A 14,957-nucleotide genomic window follows, 5' to 3' on the forward strand; every position below is an offset into this window, starting at 1 on the left:
CAGCTGTCAATGCTCGGAAGCAGCCTTGCTACCGTCGTGATTAACGAGAGCGGGCCGCCTCTATTTCCTCCATAAAATGGCAGGCTGCTAGATGAAAGGAACGGTCCTTGACCTTCCTCAGCTCGGGTGTATCCGTTTTGCAGCGGTCCCGGGCAAATGGACAACGGGTATGAAAGCGGCAGCCGCCAGGCGGATCGATTGGCGAAGGGATATCCCCTTTCAATATAGTTCTTTCCTTCTTATTCGCGGGATTCAAAGAAGGGATAGCCGACAGCAAAGCTTGCGTATACGGATGCTGAGCATCATTAAACAGGGATGCCTTATCTGCTATTTCCACTATTTTACCCAGATACATTACTATAATGCGGTTGGATATGTGACGAACCACGCCAAGATCATGGGAAATAAATAGATAAGTTAATTTTAATTCCTTCTGCAGCTTTTTCAGCAAATTAAGCACTTGTGCCTGGATTGATACATCCAACGCGGAAACAGCTTCATCGCATATAACCAGTTTTGGATTAACCGATAAAGCCCGGGCAATGCCGATCCGCTGCCGTTGTCCTCCACTAAATTCGTGCGGGAATCGATCTGCCTGATAAGCAGCAAGGCCAACCATTTCGAGAAGTTCAATCGCTCTTTCTCTGCGCTTGTCTGCAGGAACGATTTGTTGGATCTTCAGCGCCTCTTCCAGTGTCTGTGCTGCAGTTTTGCGTGGATTCAAAGAAGCGTACGGGTCCTGGAAGATCATTTGCAGCTCTCTCCGCTTCCTCAGCATTTGCTTCTTGGTCAGCTTAAGTAAATCCGTTCCTTCAAACCAAACTCTGCCAGCGGTCGGTTCCTCCAAGCGCATAATTGCTCTGCCGGTTGTTGATTTGCCGCATCCCGACTCTCCTACAATGCTTACGGTCTCCCCTTCATAAATAGTGAATGAGATATCATCCACAGCTTTGACATGGTTTACTGTACGGCCTAGAAAGCCTCCCTTGATCGGGTAATACATCTTTAACGAATCGACTCTTAGCAGCTCCTTGCCTTTAGTCCCCAGCTTCCACTGGTCCTTGGATTTGAAAGGTGTTTTTTCCCCCGGGATGGAAATCCCCGCTTCTTTAACAGCTTCATTCGTCATTCCGCCCTCACCTCCGGTTTAGCTTCCCATTTGTCAGTGTAAATCCAGCATCGCACTTCATGACGGCCGTCAACATGATCGAGCTCCGGAAGATGATCGAAGCAGAGAGGGATAGCATGCGGACAGCGCGGAGCGAACCGGCAGCCTTCTACCCTCTCGAATGGATTGGGTACTGTGCCTCTAATCGCCTCGAGTTCCTCCTGATCCTCGTCATGCCGGGGAAGCGAATTCAAAAGTCCTTGGGTATAAGGGTGCTTGGGAGCGGAAAACAGCTGGTCGACACTGGCGTACTCGACCACCTTGCCGCAATACATAACGGCCACCTCATCACAGGTTTCTGCTACAACACCAAGGTCATGAGTGATAATCATGACAGACATCTGAAATTGCTTCTGTAAATCCTTGATGAGCTCCAGAATTTGCGCCTGAATCGTCACGTCTAATGCCGTAGTAGGCTCATCGGCAATAAGAAGCTCCGGGTTACAAGCAAGAGCAATGGCGATCATCACTCTTTGCCGCATGCCCCCCGATAGTTCGAACGGATACTGGTGCACTCGCTTTTCAGGCGAAGGAATGCCAACCAGCCGCAATATATCAACTGCCTTGCGCAGCGCCGTCTTCTTGTTCATCTTCTCATGAATTTGGAATGATTCAGCTATTTGCTCACCCACTGTGTACACCGGATTGAGAGAAGTCATAGGTTCTTGAAAAATCATGGAGATATGATTTCCGCGTATACTTCGCATCTGCCTATTCGTCTTTTTAAGCAGATCCTCGCCCTTATAATTAATCTCTCCCCCCACTATTCGACCGGGTTCAAAAATCAGGCGCAGGATGGATAGGGATAAAATACTTTTTCCTGAACCGGACTCTCCAACTATTCCTAATGTCTTTCCTTTAAGCACCTTTAAGTCTATGCCGTCAACAGCCTTGACTTCCCCTTCCTCGGTAAAAAACGAAGTTGCAAGCTGCTTGATCTCCAAGATTGTATCTTGCTTGACCACTTTTCTTTCCCCCTTATTTCGCCGTTTCTGGAAGTTTCCATCACCACATGAAAGCTTCAATGGGTCAAATTAATTCAAATCAATCCGTTTGTTAAAGTATCGATAGGAAATGTCAACAATGAGATTTACCAGTACAAACATGACTGAAAGAATCAGCACCGTCCCCTGCACAACAGGATAATCCCGCATATTAATAGCTGTAATGACGTAGCGGCCCATGCCATTTACCGAAAATACTGTTTCAGTCAGGACAGCACCGCTTAAAAAACCGCCAAATTCCAGGCCGATTACCGTAATGATTGGAATCATCGCATTTTTCAGGGCGTGTCTATAAATGACAATTCGCTCCTTGGCTCCTTTGGCACGGGCAGTGCGAATGTAGTCCTGATTCAGCACTTCCAGCATGCTGGAACGTGTCATGCGGGCGATGATTGCTGCTCCTCCCGTTCCCAAAGTAAGCACGGGGAGCACATTTTGTGACCAGGTTCCCCAACCGGACGGACGAAACCATGACAAATCAACGGCAAAAAATTGAATCAGCATAAGACCCAGCCAGAAATTTGGCATCGAAAGCCCAAACAAAGCAACAAACATAATACCTATATCTGCAGGGGAATTACGCTTGACAGCAGAGAAAATCCCGGCAGTTAAGCCAAGAAATACAGCCAGTATCGTACTGTACAAGGCAAGCTCCAAAGTAACCCAGAAGCGGGTGGTAAAAACCTCCTCAACAATAGGACGGTTGCTGCGGATAGAGGTGCCCAAGTCGCCCTGCAAAAGACCCCCGATATAACTAGCATATTGAACAGGCAGCGGATCATTCAAACCGAGGCTCTCCCTGACTTGTTCAACCTGTTCCCGCGGCGCCCCTTCCCCAACAATGACCTGTGCGGCATCGCCGGGAATCAAGTGCATTAGTAAAAATACGACAATTGTAACCCCGATAAGTACCGGGATGGTCTGCAATAACCGGCGAATGATATATTGAATCATAGTCAGCCCCCCTCTCTATTTAGTCACTTTCGGATCGAGCACGTCTCTTAGACCATCTCCAAACATATTGATTGCTACGACGACAAGGACAATGGCCATACCTGGAAAGAAGGCCACATGTGGATGCTCTGCCATGAAATCTCGGCCATCATTCAGCATAGCCCCCCATTCCGGTGTTGGAGGCTGAGCTCCCAGCCCGAGAAAAGACAGTCCGCTTGCTGTCAATATAGCAATCGCCACTCTCAAAGTAGCCTGTACGATAATCGGTGAGGTAATATTGGGCAGCACATGCCGGAAGATGATTCGCATATCATTTGCGCCCAGCGCCCGCATTGCATCAATATATTCGAGCTTGCGTACCGCAAGTGTTGCTCCTCTAACCACCCTCGCAAAGGTCGGAACGGAAAAAATACCAACGGCAATAACGACATTGGTCAAGCTTTTACCAAGCACGCTGACCACAGCCAGTGCGAGCAAAATGCCTGGAAATGCAAGCAAAACATCGACAAATCTCATAATGATCGAATCAAGTTTCCCCCCGAAGTAACCGGAGAAAATACCTAAAATGACTCCTATTACAGCTCCTACAACCACAGAAAAAATACCGACAAACAAGGTTAAGTGCATACCGTGAATTACGCGTGTAAAAATATCTCTTCCGTTATGGTCTGTGCCGAACCAATGCTCGGCGTTCGGCTTAAGCAGTTTAATGGAGTAATCTACCTTAGTAGGATCGAAAGTAGTAAAAAGCGGGCCGATAACAGCAATAATGATAACGGTTACAAGGAAATACCCGCCAACGAGTGCAGCCTTATTTCTGCTAAATTTCTTGTAAAACGTTTTCCACCCTCCAAATTTTCTTTCACCGGCTCGAACAGAGGTCTCTCCCGGCTTAGCCACTAGGTCGCTCAATTGGAATCTCCCCTTCAATTTTGTCAAGTTATTGAAAATTATACTTTAAATTGGTGTAATAATCTATTATAATCAAAAATCATAAACGAAATTTTATTACTGATGTTTTGCAACTGAACCAACCCAAATACATAATGAATCGGGGGAATTCATGTGGAAGCTAGTAAGTTTTTGGGGAAGAGAAAGACATGGCTGCTGAGTATTTTCTTTTTGCTGGCCATTTTCTTTACGGCCTGTTCAAGTAATGAAGCACCACCGAGTGAATCACCAAGCTCGACTCCTTCGGAGTCCTCACCACCGGAATCAGGACCAAATGAAGCCGGCTCTGGCGGGGATTTGATTGTTGCCTGGTTATCTGATCCGCCGTCCATGGATCCGCATATGTCTACTGACCAGCAAACCAGCGTGATGACAACCCATTTGTATGATACTTTGGTCAAGCATGACAAAGACTTGAATATTGTTCCGAGTCTAGCGGAAAGCTGGAGGCAAGTGGATGAATTGACTTGGGAGTTCAAGTTGCGTGAAGGTGTTACCTTCACCGATGGAAGCGCGTTCAATGCTGACGTTGTAAAAGCTAATCTGGACCGCATGCTGGATCCAAAGGTCGCTTCGCCCCGCGCAAGTTTAGTTAATATGGTGGAGGAAGTCATAGTAGTGGATGAGAATACGGTACAGATCGTCACTCAATATCCTTTCTCACCATTTCTCTCTCACCTTGCCCATCCCGGCGTAGGCATCATTAGTGCCGAAGCAATAGAAAAGGACAATGAGAGAGTAGCTGCTGGGGAAAAAGCCGGAGCTTACCTGGCACAAAATCCTGCGGGATCCGGTGTTTTCAAATTGGAAAACTGGATTCCTGGGCAGGAGGTCAGGCTGGTTGCCAATGAAAACTATTGGGGCAGTCCGGCTAAAATTGACGGTGTTACTTTCAAGGTAGTCAGTGAAACAGGGACCCGAGTTGCAGAATTGGAAACAGGTTATGCACATATTATTGATCCGGTCTCTCCAAGTGATGTCAATCGGATAAATAATTTCCCGGATGCTTCTGTTAACAAACAACCCTCCTTAAGCTTGTCTTATGTTGGGTTTAATATGCAAAAAGAGCCGTTTACTGATATACGTGTAAGACAGGCTTTGTCCATGGCTATAAATAAACATGACATTTTGGATGGAATCTATGAAGGCATCGGACTTCCAGCTGAAGGACCGCTAGCTCCTAGCGTATTCGGTTATGACAGTTCCGTTACTCCTATAGAGTATAACGTTGAAAGAGCTAAGCAATTATTGGCTGAAGCGGGTTATCCTAACGGTTTTTCCACTACTCTGTGGACAAATGACAACGCTGAGCGGATCAAAATTGGTGAATATGTTCAATCCAAATTAAAAGAAATCAACGTCGAAGTGAAATTGGAAACCCTAGAATGGGGCGCTTACCTAAGCCAAACCGCTGCCGGAAACCATGACATGTTCATTCTTGGCTGGTCAGCAGTTACGGCAGATGCAGATTATGCTCTCTATCCGGTGTTTCATTCCTCAAACGTTGGCGAGCCAGGAAACCGTACCTTCACTCAAGATGCCGATCTAGACCGGATTTTGGAAGATGCCCGTAAAGAAACCGATGAAAGTAAACGCAAGGCCCTTTACAAAGAAGCTCAAGAGAGGCTAGTAGAGATTGCCCCCATGCTTTACATTCATCATATAGACTATTTGGATGGAGTAAGCGACTTAGTAGAAGGCTTCTGGAAGCATCCTAATGGTATTATGCAGCTACACGATGTTTCTCTGAAGCAATAAAGTTAAAGGAAAGAGTCAAAAGAAAGCATCCCGCTTCCCTTTGACTCTTTTCTTGTTTCGTATATCGTATTAGCTGCCCTCTTTGTAATTGTAATACCCGTCAGGATACCATCTATCCCATTATGCATTGGATCGTTCTTTATACGGGTCCAGCGAGTAACCTTCTCTGCGTTCATCTATGTTGAACATACAGGCAAAGACGATGTCATGTCAGCTGTCCATCCCTTGCACATATGGGTTATTGGCCATACTGCCAGCCTCTCCCTCGAAGACGCCATAATAGCCCTAGCCCTTATATCTGATATCAAGCAATAAGCTGTCCAAAACGAAGTTACTGCGTTCGTAGAACACATAGCTCGTAAAGAAACTCGGCTCCTTCGGTTTGTCATGTTCCGCGTAGTAAGCATCCTCAGCCGCTTTCAAATTCTTGTTCCATAGCCTAATTAGTTTCCAATAACTGATTGATGTATCCAATCTCATCACAGAAATCCCCAGGGAGATACCCTCGTTAGGATCTCTCATATAGGCAGCCTATGATACTAAATGTTTATCCAGCTAAACAACCGCAACGCTTCCTTTAACAGCATCACGGGAAGATAACTGAGACAAAACACAGCTGCAACCGCACGTACAACACCGTGACGATATGCCATGATTAAAATACCGATCAGCATAAATAAGCCGCTCAGGTATAATACACTCTGTCCCAAGTGAATTTCTCGTATCCCCTGGGAAATCAAATAACTATCGTCCGGAGCTTGTAAGCTTAACAATCCGGCAGCGATTAGCAGCACTATTGCAGCTCGATTCGTCATTTTCCCCATCATCATCACCCCATTTATTTCATCAACACCCCATTTATTGTAAATTATACCAAGTTACGCGTGATGGGTATAGCCTAATCTAGCTTAAGTTGCTGATGCTCTGCGCACGCCTTTCGCGATGTGCGGCGGTTAGAATCCGAACAGGCTGCAAACTGAAACGAGATTTATTTTCCATCGCCAAATCCATGACAAAAAACAGAAAAAACAAGAAGTTCCTTCGTTTCGCATACGAATCTCCCTGTTTTATGATATTTTTCTGTTTATTCCCATTTGTTCTTCTTTCCAATCAGATTCAATTTCTTCCAGAAGGGTGCTGGAGCTATAAACTGTAATCGTGCAGCTTACCTTCCCTTGTATAGCGAATCAGTTTTTTCGTTTCTTGCAATACTCTTTCGGTGCCTTTTTCATTTTGCCACCAGTTGTCTCTTCGTGTATTCAGGTCGTTAGCCGGGCATAACGTATATTCGATATGTTGAGGCAAGAAGGTTTTTAAGGTTAAATAGCATCTTCTCATATGGTAAGCATTTGAAACTACCAGGATTCTATGAATATTCCGTAAGTCATAAAGCTTTTCCAGCAAAGCTTTAGATTCCGTTACATTCTCTGCCGTATGGGTAGACTTGATTTCCGCAATCATATCCCTGCTTGGCACTCCTAAAGCAGCTGCCTTTCTCATCATTAGTATCGCTTCGGGTTCATCTCCCGGCATCGGCCGGTTGCCCCCACTCATTAAGAGCTTAGGCGCTCGTTTGGCCATATAGAGTTCAACAGCCAATGGAACGCGATATTGAACAGCTTTCGTACTGCCAAAAACGAAAAGAAGCTCCCCGTTCTTCCCATCATCTTCAATTCCGCTAAACAGTACTCTGTCGATTAATTCTCTATTATCAATCGTAACCTGTTCTAAGCTAAGCTCGGACAGCATCATCGCTTTATCCTCTCCTTTCGATTAGGTTAAACCCTTTCCTATCCTTTAGCTTGCAAAGCTGCACTTCTGCCCTGGTTGTCTTACCCTGGCTGTTCTATCCCTGGTTCGTTCTACTCCCGGTCTATTCTATCCGTGGTTTGTACCCCCGTTTTTTTCTATCCTGTTTTACTCTGCCCTTGTTTATTCTATCCCTTGTTATTCCATTCCTTATTTATTTTATCCTGGTTTATTCTACCCCGGTTATTCTGCCCCAGCCACTTAACCATGTATTCATGATACGCTTCTGTCCACGGATTGGGTTAGACTTCAGCAAATCTTTAAAAACTTCATTACCTTAACGGCTTGTGAGAGTAGTGATTATCCCTCTATAATATAAGTTAGTCTTTCTTATGAAGTGAAAGGGATGTCCTTCCGTAACGTTCGAAGTAACTAATTATCGGGCTGGAAAAAACGCGTACCAGCCATCAAGGGGTTAGTCTGCCCTTTGATCACCTGGAGTCGAATGTAAACGGTTGGATGTTAGGCATTTTGCAAAATGCTCACTTTCGTGGAAAGGCGGATGAAAAATGAACGCTAGTGATTATCAGAAGTTTTATGAACAAGCAGGCAAAAGGAATGGTTGGGATTTTAGCAAAGTCAAATGCGTGATTGAAGGCTCTGCCTTTCATTTTTATCAGGAAGTTGCGAAAAGGTGCAGGCAATCAGACCTTTCTAACGGCTCTCTGTCCAGCCGCCCCCACTCATCGAACTGAGAATAATAATGGATGATATTGTCCATGTACGGTTTCCCTACCCTTCCTTCCTATACTTTAAAGCAATAAAATTTGTAATGCCTATTTTTTTCGCTTTCATTTGCGGAACAGGAGTACGTCTGTATTCTTGGAAACCTAACTTCTTATATAAATTCATAGCAGGGATGTTCGTATCTGCAACCTCTTCGATCAAATATTCCTTGTAAGGAGTGGATTCCATAATATAACGAATCATCTCTGAGGCTACACCCTGTCCTCTAAATTGGGCGGCTGTGCCGACAAATTCGATAGAGCCCGTATCTGACGGGGGATTTTTAAAGTGGGCTTCAAACTCTTTCTTCAATACGAATGCTGCCAAGCTTCCCTTGAACCAGCCGAGATGCTTCCTCAATTCCTTGGGCTGGAGCTTGACCGATGGTGTTTGGCAGTTTGTACACGCTGCTATTGCGGCGATTTCGTTATCTATGACAGCTGCATAGAATTGATTTAGCACAAACATATGGCCAAAAGCGGCAGCAAGCTGGTTTTCATCCTTGGAAAAAAAGACAAGCCAGTCCTTGAATCCTTCCGCAAAAATCTTCGCCATTTGTTCCCTAGCATTTGGCCCCAATTTATCTGCCCTAGACACCGTTATCATGACAATGCCCTCCCCTGTTCTTCCCCGATTTTATTTTCTTCATCTTTGTACAAAAAAGCTGTAAGCAAAGGCTGAGAAGGCATAATAAAGCTATCCTTCATAACCGCTTTCATTTCTGCCAGGCCTTGGATTACTGAGAAAAAATATATCGCCATTTCATGCGGATCCCCATTGCGAAATTCACCAAGCTCTTGTCCCTTTTGAATAAGTTGTGCTGTGGAACGGAGCAGTCTATCGTTTATTTGGCCAAGCCTCTCTTGTTCGACATGCGCTCCTCCTGAAAAAAAAGCTTGCTTCATCAGGATAAGAAGATTCTCGAGATCTTCACCCTGCTCCAGATCGTTATGAACTTCACTTACAAATTGATCGAACAATTTCTTGGGAGAATCATCGGTTTGAAATAAATCCGATACCTTCTGAAGGCCAGTGAGAGAAAACTGGATCAGTTCACTAAATAGCTGCTCCTTGGTCTTATAGTGCCGGTACAAGAGCCCGATGCTGATGCCAGCCAGATCCGCAATTTCCTGCACAGTCGTGGAGCCAAAGCCTTTGCGAACAAAAAGCTGCATGGCCGCGGTATGAATTTTATTTTTGGTTGCTTTGCGCATTTGTTCAAATTGTTCTTTCGTGCGTGGCATGTATGTCTCCTCTTTTTCATCTCTGTTTTATGAGTGATTATATACTCATTAAAAAACTAAATGCTCTTGTTGTCAACAAGTAAAACGCAGGTTGCCGCAGATAAGACGCAGGTAAAACACTGGTGATCGCGGGCAACACGCTGGCTTCACGCAATAGTTAGTATCAAAAAACCAGCCGTCATAAATGTTCATCGACGACTGGTTTTGGGTTAATCAAGCAAATCTGTTACTGCTCCCTTTGATGCGGAGGACACTAGCCGAGCGTACTTGCCCAGCGCTCCGGAAACTGCCTTGAGCTGCGGGGCTGTCCATTGGCGGGAACGGCGCTCCAGCTCCTCTTCTGTTACTGCAAAAGTGAGACTTTGCGCTTCACTGTCAATCGTAACCATATCTCCCTCTTGCAGCAAGGCAATCGGGCCGCCAACCTGGGCCTCAGGGGCAATATGCCCAACTACAAAACCATGGGAGCCGCCTGAGAATCTGCCGTCCGTCAGCAAAGCAACCTCCCCGCCCAAACCTTTCCCGACAATGAGTGCGGTAACCGAAAGCATCTCTGGCATTCCGGGGCCGCCTTTGGGACCGCAATAACGGATCACCAAGACATCCCCTTTGCGAATCTCATCTTTGACGATCGCCTCGGTTGCCTCTTCCTCACTGTCAAACACCCGGGCCGGCCCGGAGAAACGCAGTTTTTTCATACCTGACATCTTGGCAATCGCTCCTTCCGGAGCCAGATTACCGCGAAGAACGACCAGCGGACCTGTCGGCTTCAGCGGCTGCTCAAATGACCGGATAATGTCCTGCTTTTCAGGCAGAGGCTCCACTTCGGCCAGGTTTTCAGCCAACGTTTGACCGGTCACTGTAATGCAGTCTCCATGTAGATAACCGCGCTCAAGCAGCAGCTTCATTACACTTGGAACCCCTCCTATATCGTTAAGATCCTGCATAACATATTTGCCGCTCGGCTTTAAGTCTGCAAGATGAGGAACCTTAACGCGAATGCGCTCAAAATCATCATAGGTTAAATCAACACCAACCGAATGAGCAATGGCAAGCAAATGCAGGAACAGGTTAGTGGAGCCGCCTAGTACCATGGCAACCGTGATCGCATTCTCGAACGCTTTCTTTGTCATGATATCTTTCGGATAAATCCCTTTTTCCAAAAGCCCGAGCACCGCTTCTCCGGCCCTTTCGCACTCCTGCTTTTTCTCCTGGGCGATAGCCGGGATCGAGGATGAGCCGGGCAGTGTCATTCCCATCGCTTCCGCAGCGGCAGCCATCGTATTGGCCGTATACATGCCCCCACATGCCCCTGGACCCGGGCAAGCACTGCATTCTACCTTGTGCAGCTCTTCATCATTCATTCTGCCATCATGGTAGCTGCCGACAGCCTCAAAGGCACTGACAATATCAACCTTCCTCCCATCCAAAATCCCGGGCTGAATCGTCCCTCCGTAGACATATACAGCGGGCAGATTCATGCGTCCGATAGCCATCAGGCAAGCCGGAGTATTTTTATCACAGCCGCCTATCGCCACTATGCCGTCAAACCGCTCCGCATTGGTTACAATTTCGATGGAATCGGCAATCGCCTCCCGGCTCGGGAGGGAAAAGCTCATCCCCGGATGTCCCATAGAGATCCCGTCAGATACGGTAATTGTGTTAAAAATTAGCGGGGCCCCTCCATGCCGCTGTGCCCCTTCCTTCGCATGGATGGCCAGGTCGTTGATGTGCATATTGCAAGGAGTGACCTCACTCCATGTACTGGCAATCCCGATCATGGGCTTAAGGAAATCTTCATCCTGGAACCCTACCGCACGCAGCATAGCCCGATTTGGTACACGGTTAACCCCTTCGCTAATCACTTTGCTGCGAATTCTCAAATCTTTTGACAAGGTCATAAGCTAGCCCCTTTCATTTTTAATAAATAGTGTGTTCAGCTCGTTCATCGGACGAATCACATTTTGTTTCATTAGACTGGCGGCCTTCTCGGAATCTTGTTCTTCCAATGCGGCTATAATTGCAGCATGCTCCTCCACAGATGCACGCGTCCCGGCTATTGGCTGCTTAAGAAATACATACTTAAACCGACGAATATGAATTTGCAGCGATGCACTGTAGGAAGCTACATAGGGGTTGTCCGAGGCATCGACAATTAAATGATGAAACTGTTCATCCAGCTCCATCGCCTGGTAAGGCTGCCCGTTCTCAATCGCAGCTGCGAACCGGGAGTTCAGTTCTTTCAATACCTCTATCTGCCCTGGCAATGCAAGGCGGGCCGCACACTCCGCCGCCAAAGCATGCAGTGCTGCGAGTGTCGGATAGAGCTTGAAAATATCCTCCTTTTCAATATTGGTCACCCTAGTATCTTTACCCGGCGAGGTCACCACTAATCCTTGTACTTCCAGCAGCTGCAGCGCTTCGCGAATCGGGGTCCGGCTAACAGCTAATGACTCCGCGAGTTCGGCATCGACCAACTTCTCCCCCGGAGCCAGGATCCCTTCGATAATCCACCGTTGGATCTGATGTAAAGCCCGTTCTTTGGCAGACATTCGAATAGGTGATGAAAAATCTGGTGGTATAGGCATGTCACTCATCCTAACGTTTTTGTAGTTGTAATGCGCTGTGCGGTGTGCGGTGTTCTCAGCGGTGCGCGTTGTGTGCTGTGTGTTGTGCTGTGCGGTGTGCGTTTGTACGTTGTGTGCTGTGCGTTTGTACGTTGTGTGCTGCGAATGTGCTATGCGGTGTGCGCCAGTGTGTTGTGCGCCATATGTTATATGCAATATATCGCATATCGGATAGTCGTTCAAGAAGTTTTTTCGTATATACGAAAATTCGTATGCATTTCTCCTCGAAGCACACGGAGGCGTGATTACTATGCGGTTTTTCTGTGAAAATAAAACTCCCGCATGATGAGCAATCTCGGGTAATCGCACCTCAATCACATAACTTGTACCAAATTTCGTCTGAACCACTGGCTGCAGCTCCTTAATAGCTAAAAGCCCTTGCATTTGTACGATACGTCATACAAATCTTGGGTAATCGCCCTTCAATCGCATGCATTTGTACGATATGTCGTATAAAACGATGGCTGCATGCCCTTAAACCCCTGAATTTGTACGATGTTTCATACAAACCTCCGGTAATCGCCCTTCAACCCCATGTATTTGTACGACATTTCGTATAAAACACAGGCAGCAAGCCCGCGCAGCCCTAGAACCCCGCCAACCTCGGCTAGTTGCATGCCGGAGTTGTGCCTGAGAATTCAATAGCATGACGGTTTCCGCATACATTCGGGGCACGCGCCGACGGGATTTCTATGCGAATTTCCGCATACATTTCCTCGGGCACGCGGCGGCGGGATTTCTATGCGATTTTTTTCGCATACATTTCGCGTCGAAGCATGCGTAGGTCGTTCGCGGAGTCCCCGAGAGCGAATATTTTTCCTCAAGTTCCCGAGTCTCTCCGTTTGTTACCCTCACATCCGCCACTGCATGCGTCACCGCCAAGTGTTACGTGTTACCTCCTTTTCACTTCCGCCATTGCCTGCGTATTGCCACCGGGTGTTACCTGCATTTTACTTCTGTCATTGCAAGCGCATTGCCACTGGGTTGCCCGCACTTCACTTCCGCCAATGTCTGCGCATCACCACAAGGTGTTGCCCGCACTTACTTCCGCCACTGCATGCATCGCCACCGGATATTATCTCACTTTAGCAGGTGCTTACCATTACACATCGGCCGTTACATGTACTGCCATCGGCCGCTGCATACAATTACTTTTAGCATCATCCTATTAATCGCTATAGTTCATCCGGTAGATGATTTTCATACATTTCCAACCCATTCGAGTGTTTCTTCAACAAAGCTACGATATTTCTATTGGGCTGTGCATAAATTACGGGATAGTCCGCTTCACCCAGCGATTCATTGACAGGAAAGGCCAGTTTCTCTTCATCCAAGGAAAACTCTGCTTGGACACCCGGTTTATTTCCCCGGGCATCCAAACGAATCCATTGGTCTACAGATTCAATAAAAACTCCATTCAGCCCATGCAAGCAATAGCCCTTATCCGGAGTGTCAAACAGCATCAGTCGTTGATAACAAAATCCTGCAGGTATTCCTTCAGAACGCAGCAAGGCTGCCAGCAAATGAGATTTTGCATAGCAAATCCCCTCTCCCTCAAAAAGAACCTCCGCCGCTGTTAACGTCACCCGTTTACTTTGGATATCCCAAGAATGAGCGATCCGGTCCCTGACATAATGGTAAGCGGTCTTAACCTTTTCCATATCGCTTTGCTTATCTTTAAATAATTCGCTCGCTTTGCTTCTAATTAAAGGATGGGAAAAATTAATGATTTCGTTTTCCTTCAGATAGTCCTGCCAATGCGATGATTCCAAAAGAAGCGTCATGCCAAATCAGCTCCTATGCGTCTTAAATGAATAACTTGATGTATAATTATACACATTTATTCATTTATATACAATCTAATTCAATTTACCCTTTCCCAATTCCAATCCCGTAAACTACCCTACAAGTTTATAACTTCTGCAGCTTCAGTAGACTTTTGTGGTTTTGTGGTTTTGTGGTCTTTGTAGTTTTGTAGTCTTCTCTTTATAAACTCAATTCCCACTTTTCCTCGATCAGCTTCTGATTGGAAAGTTCCCTGATCCTCTGCTTCTTGATGGTGAAGCCGGCAGATGCGTATAGGGCCCTCGCTGATTTTAATGCATGGTTAGTCCAAAGAAATACCTTCCTATAACCTACGTTTCTGCAGAATTCGAGCGCCTGGTCCAGCATCGGCCTTCCAAAGCCTTTATTTCTATAGTCTGCTTCAATCAAGAACCACCTTAATTGAGCTACTTGTTCGGCGGTTTCCGATTTCATAATGACAATAGAGCCTCTAGGGACGCCATCTATTTTCAGCAGCCAAATTTGATCTAGCCCGCTGGAACGATTGTTGACAAAGCTCGTAATAGCATCTGCAATAAAATCTATAAAATCGTCATCATAATGAAACTCCTCTTTATATATCGTTCTATGCGAATCGACTATGTATTTCACCTCATGCCTATACTCAACCTCATTATCCGAATCCGCTATATCGACTACTTTAATCAAGTTTGCCTCCTGAATCCTATACGCTCGTTTTGTAATCATAATAAAAATTTGCTCGCTCGCTAAAAAGATACGCTTGAAACACACATTTCTGCCAACTCTACTGACTCTGCTTGCCCCGCCTATTCTACTGACTCTGCCTGCCCTGCCAGCTCTACTGACTCTGCCTGCCCTGCCAGCTCTACTGACTCTGCCTGCCCCTGCCAGCTCTACTGACTCTGCCTGC

The 14,957-nt window shown here is 46.3% G+C and carries 13 protein-coding genes; 1 reads left to right on the top strand and 12 read right to left on the bottom strand.

Annotated features, from left to right (window positions below; translation table 11 throughout):
• Positions 1-40: 40 nt before the first annotated feature.
• From PSHG_RS15200 to PSHG_RS15215, 4 genes are all read right to left on the bottom strand, one after another.
• Positions 41-1,129 (bottom strand): ABC transporter ATP-binding protein, encoded by a 1,089-nt coding sequence (locus PSHG_RS15200; protein WP_010274264.1) that lies wholly within the window; start codon positions 1,127-1,129, stop codon positions 41-43.
• On the bottom strand, positions 1,126-2,133 hold the full coding sequence (locus PSHG_RS15205; protein ID WP_010274266.1) for an ABC transporter ATP-binding protein: 1,008 nt from the start codon (positions 2,131-2,133) through the stop codon (positions 1,126-1,128). Before PSHG_RS15205 ends, PSHG_RS15200 begins: the two co-directional genes overlap by 4 nt.
• 69 nt (positions 2,134-2,202) lie before the next feature.
• Positions 2,203-3,126, bottom strand: a complete 924-nt coding sequence (locus PSHG_RS15210; RefSeq protein WP_010274269.1) for an ABC transporter permease — start codon at positions 3,124-3,126, stop codon at positions 2,203-2,205.
• 15 nt (positions 3,127-3,141) lie between these two features.
• On the bottom strand, positions 3,142-4,026 hold the full coding sequence (locus PSHG_RS15215; RefSeq protein ID WP_042122128.1) for an ABC transporter permease: 885 nt from the start codon (positions 4,024-4,026) through the stop codon (positions 3,142-3,144).
• Between the two features lie 165 nt (positions 4,027-4,191).
• Here PSHG_RS15215 and PSHG_RS15220 point away from each other — a divergent pair, with 165 nt between their 5' ends.
• Positions 4,192-5,835 carry a glutathione ABC transporter substrate-binding protein gene (locus PSHG_RS15220; RefSeq protein ID WP_010274272.1) on the top strand — a complete coding sequence of 548 codons (1,644 nt, stop codon included), beginning with the start codon at positions 4,192-4,194 and terminating at the stop codon, positions 5,833-5,835.
• Between the two features lie 539 nt (positions 5,836-6,374).
• Here the strand turns inward: PSHG_RS15220 and PSHG_RS15230 are convergent.
• The 8 genes from PSHG_RS15230 to PSHG_RS29435 form a co-directional block, all read right to left on the bottom strand.
• Entirely contained in the window at positions 6,375-6,650 is a 276-nt protein-coding gene (locus PSHG_RS15230; protein ID WP_148497730.1) for a hypothetical protein, read from the bottom strand.
• Between the two features lie 328 nt (positions 6,651-6,978).
• Positions 6,979-7,587, bottom strand: a complete 609-nt coding sequence (locus tag PSHG_RS15235; RefSeq protein ID WP_010274280.1) for a YdcF family protein — start codon at positions 7,585-7,587, stop codon at positions 6,979-6,981.
• Between the two features lie 789 nt (positions 7,588-8,376).
• The gene (locus PSHG_RS15245) at positions 8,377-8,976 is read right to left on the bottom strand and encodes a GNAT family N-acetyltransferase (protein WP_010274284.1); all 600 of its coding nucleotides are present in this window, start codon (positions 8,974-8,976) and stop codon (positions 8,377-8,379) included.
• The gene (locus PSHG_RS15250) at positions 8,973-9,614 is read right to left on the bottom strand and encodes a TetR/AcrR family transcriptional regulator (RefSeq protein WP_010274286.1); all 642 of its coding nucleotides are present in this window, start codon (positions 9,612-9,614) and stop codon (positions 8,973-8,975) included. The genes PSHG_RS15245 and PSHG_RS15250 overlap by 4 nt, the downstream gene beginning before the upstream one ends.
• A 209-nt stretch (positions 9,615-9,823) precedes the next feature.
• A complete protein-coding gene (gene ilvD, locus PSHG_RS15255) occupies positions 9,824-11,515 on the bottom strand; it encodes a dihydroxy-acid dehydratase (protein ID WP_026021398.1) in 1,692 nt (563 codons plus the stop codon).
• Positions 11,516-11,518: 3 nt separating this feature from the next.
• A complete protein-coding gene (locus PSHG_RS15260; RefSeq protein ID WP_010274290.1) occupies positions 11,519-12,202 on the bottom strand; it encodes a GntR family transcriptional regulator in 684 nt (227 codons plus the stop codon).
• 1,214 nt (positions 12,203-13,416) lie between these two features.
• Positions 13,417-14,025 carry a transglutaminase-like domain-containing protein gene (locus tag PSHG_RS15265; RefSeq protein ID WP_010274292.1) on the bottom strand — a complete coding sequence of 203 codons (609 nt, stop codon included), beginning with the start codon at positions 14,023-14,025 and terminating at the stop codon, positions 13,417-13,419.
• Between the two features lie 202 nt (positions 14,026-14,227).
• Positions 14,228-14,734, bottom strand: coding sequence for a GNAT family N-acetyltransferase (locus PSHG_RS29435; RefSeq protein ID WP_157213457.1), 507 nt, complete (start codon positions 14,732-14,734; stop codon positions 14,228-14,230).
• Positions 14,735-14,957: the final 223 nt, after the last annotated feature.

The sequence above is a fragment of the Paenibacillus senegalensis JC66 genome (assembly GCF_000285515.1).
GTDB classification, from domain to species: Bacteria; Bacillota; Bacilli; order Paenibacillales; family NBRC-103111; genus Paenibacillus_L; species Paenibacillus_L senegalensis.

Coding starts and splice junctions, on each gene's coding strand:
- ilvD (WP_026021398.1), bottom strand. CDS start 11,515: ATGACCTTGTCAAAAGATTTGAGAATTCGCAGCAAAGTGATTAGCGAA.
- PSHG_RS15200 (WP_010274264.1), bottom strand. CDS start 1,129: ATGACGAATGAAGCTGTTAAAGAAGCGGGGATTTCCATCCCGGGGGAA.
- PSHG_RS15235 (WP_010274280.1), bottom strand. CDS start 7,587: ATGATGCTGTCCGAGCTTAGCTTAGAACAGGTTACGATTGATAATAGA.
- PSHG_RS15265 (WP_010274292.1), bottom strand. CDS start 14,025: ATGACGCTTCTTTTGGAATCATCGCATTGGCAGGACTATCTGAAGGAA.
- PSHG_RS15210 (WP_010274269.1), bottom strand. CDS start 3,126: ATGATTCAATATATCATTCGCCGGTTATTGCAGACCATCCCGGTACTT.
- PSHG_RS15230 (WP_148497730.1), bottom strand. CDS start 6,650: ATGACGAATCGAGCTGCAATAGTGCTGCTAATCGCTGCCGGATTGTTA.
- PSHG_RS15245 (WP_010274284.1), bottom strand. CDS start 8,976: ATGATAACGGTGTCTAGGGCAGATAAATTGGGGCCAAATGCTAGGGAA.
- PSHG_RS15250 (WP_010274286.1), bottom strand. CDS start 9,614: ATGCCACGCACGAAAGAACAATTTGAACAAATGCGCAAAGCAACCAAA.
- PSHG_RS15260 (WP_010274290.1), bottom strand. CDS start 12,202: ATGCCTATACCACCAGATTTTTCATCACCTATTCGAATGTCTGCCAAA.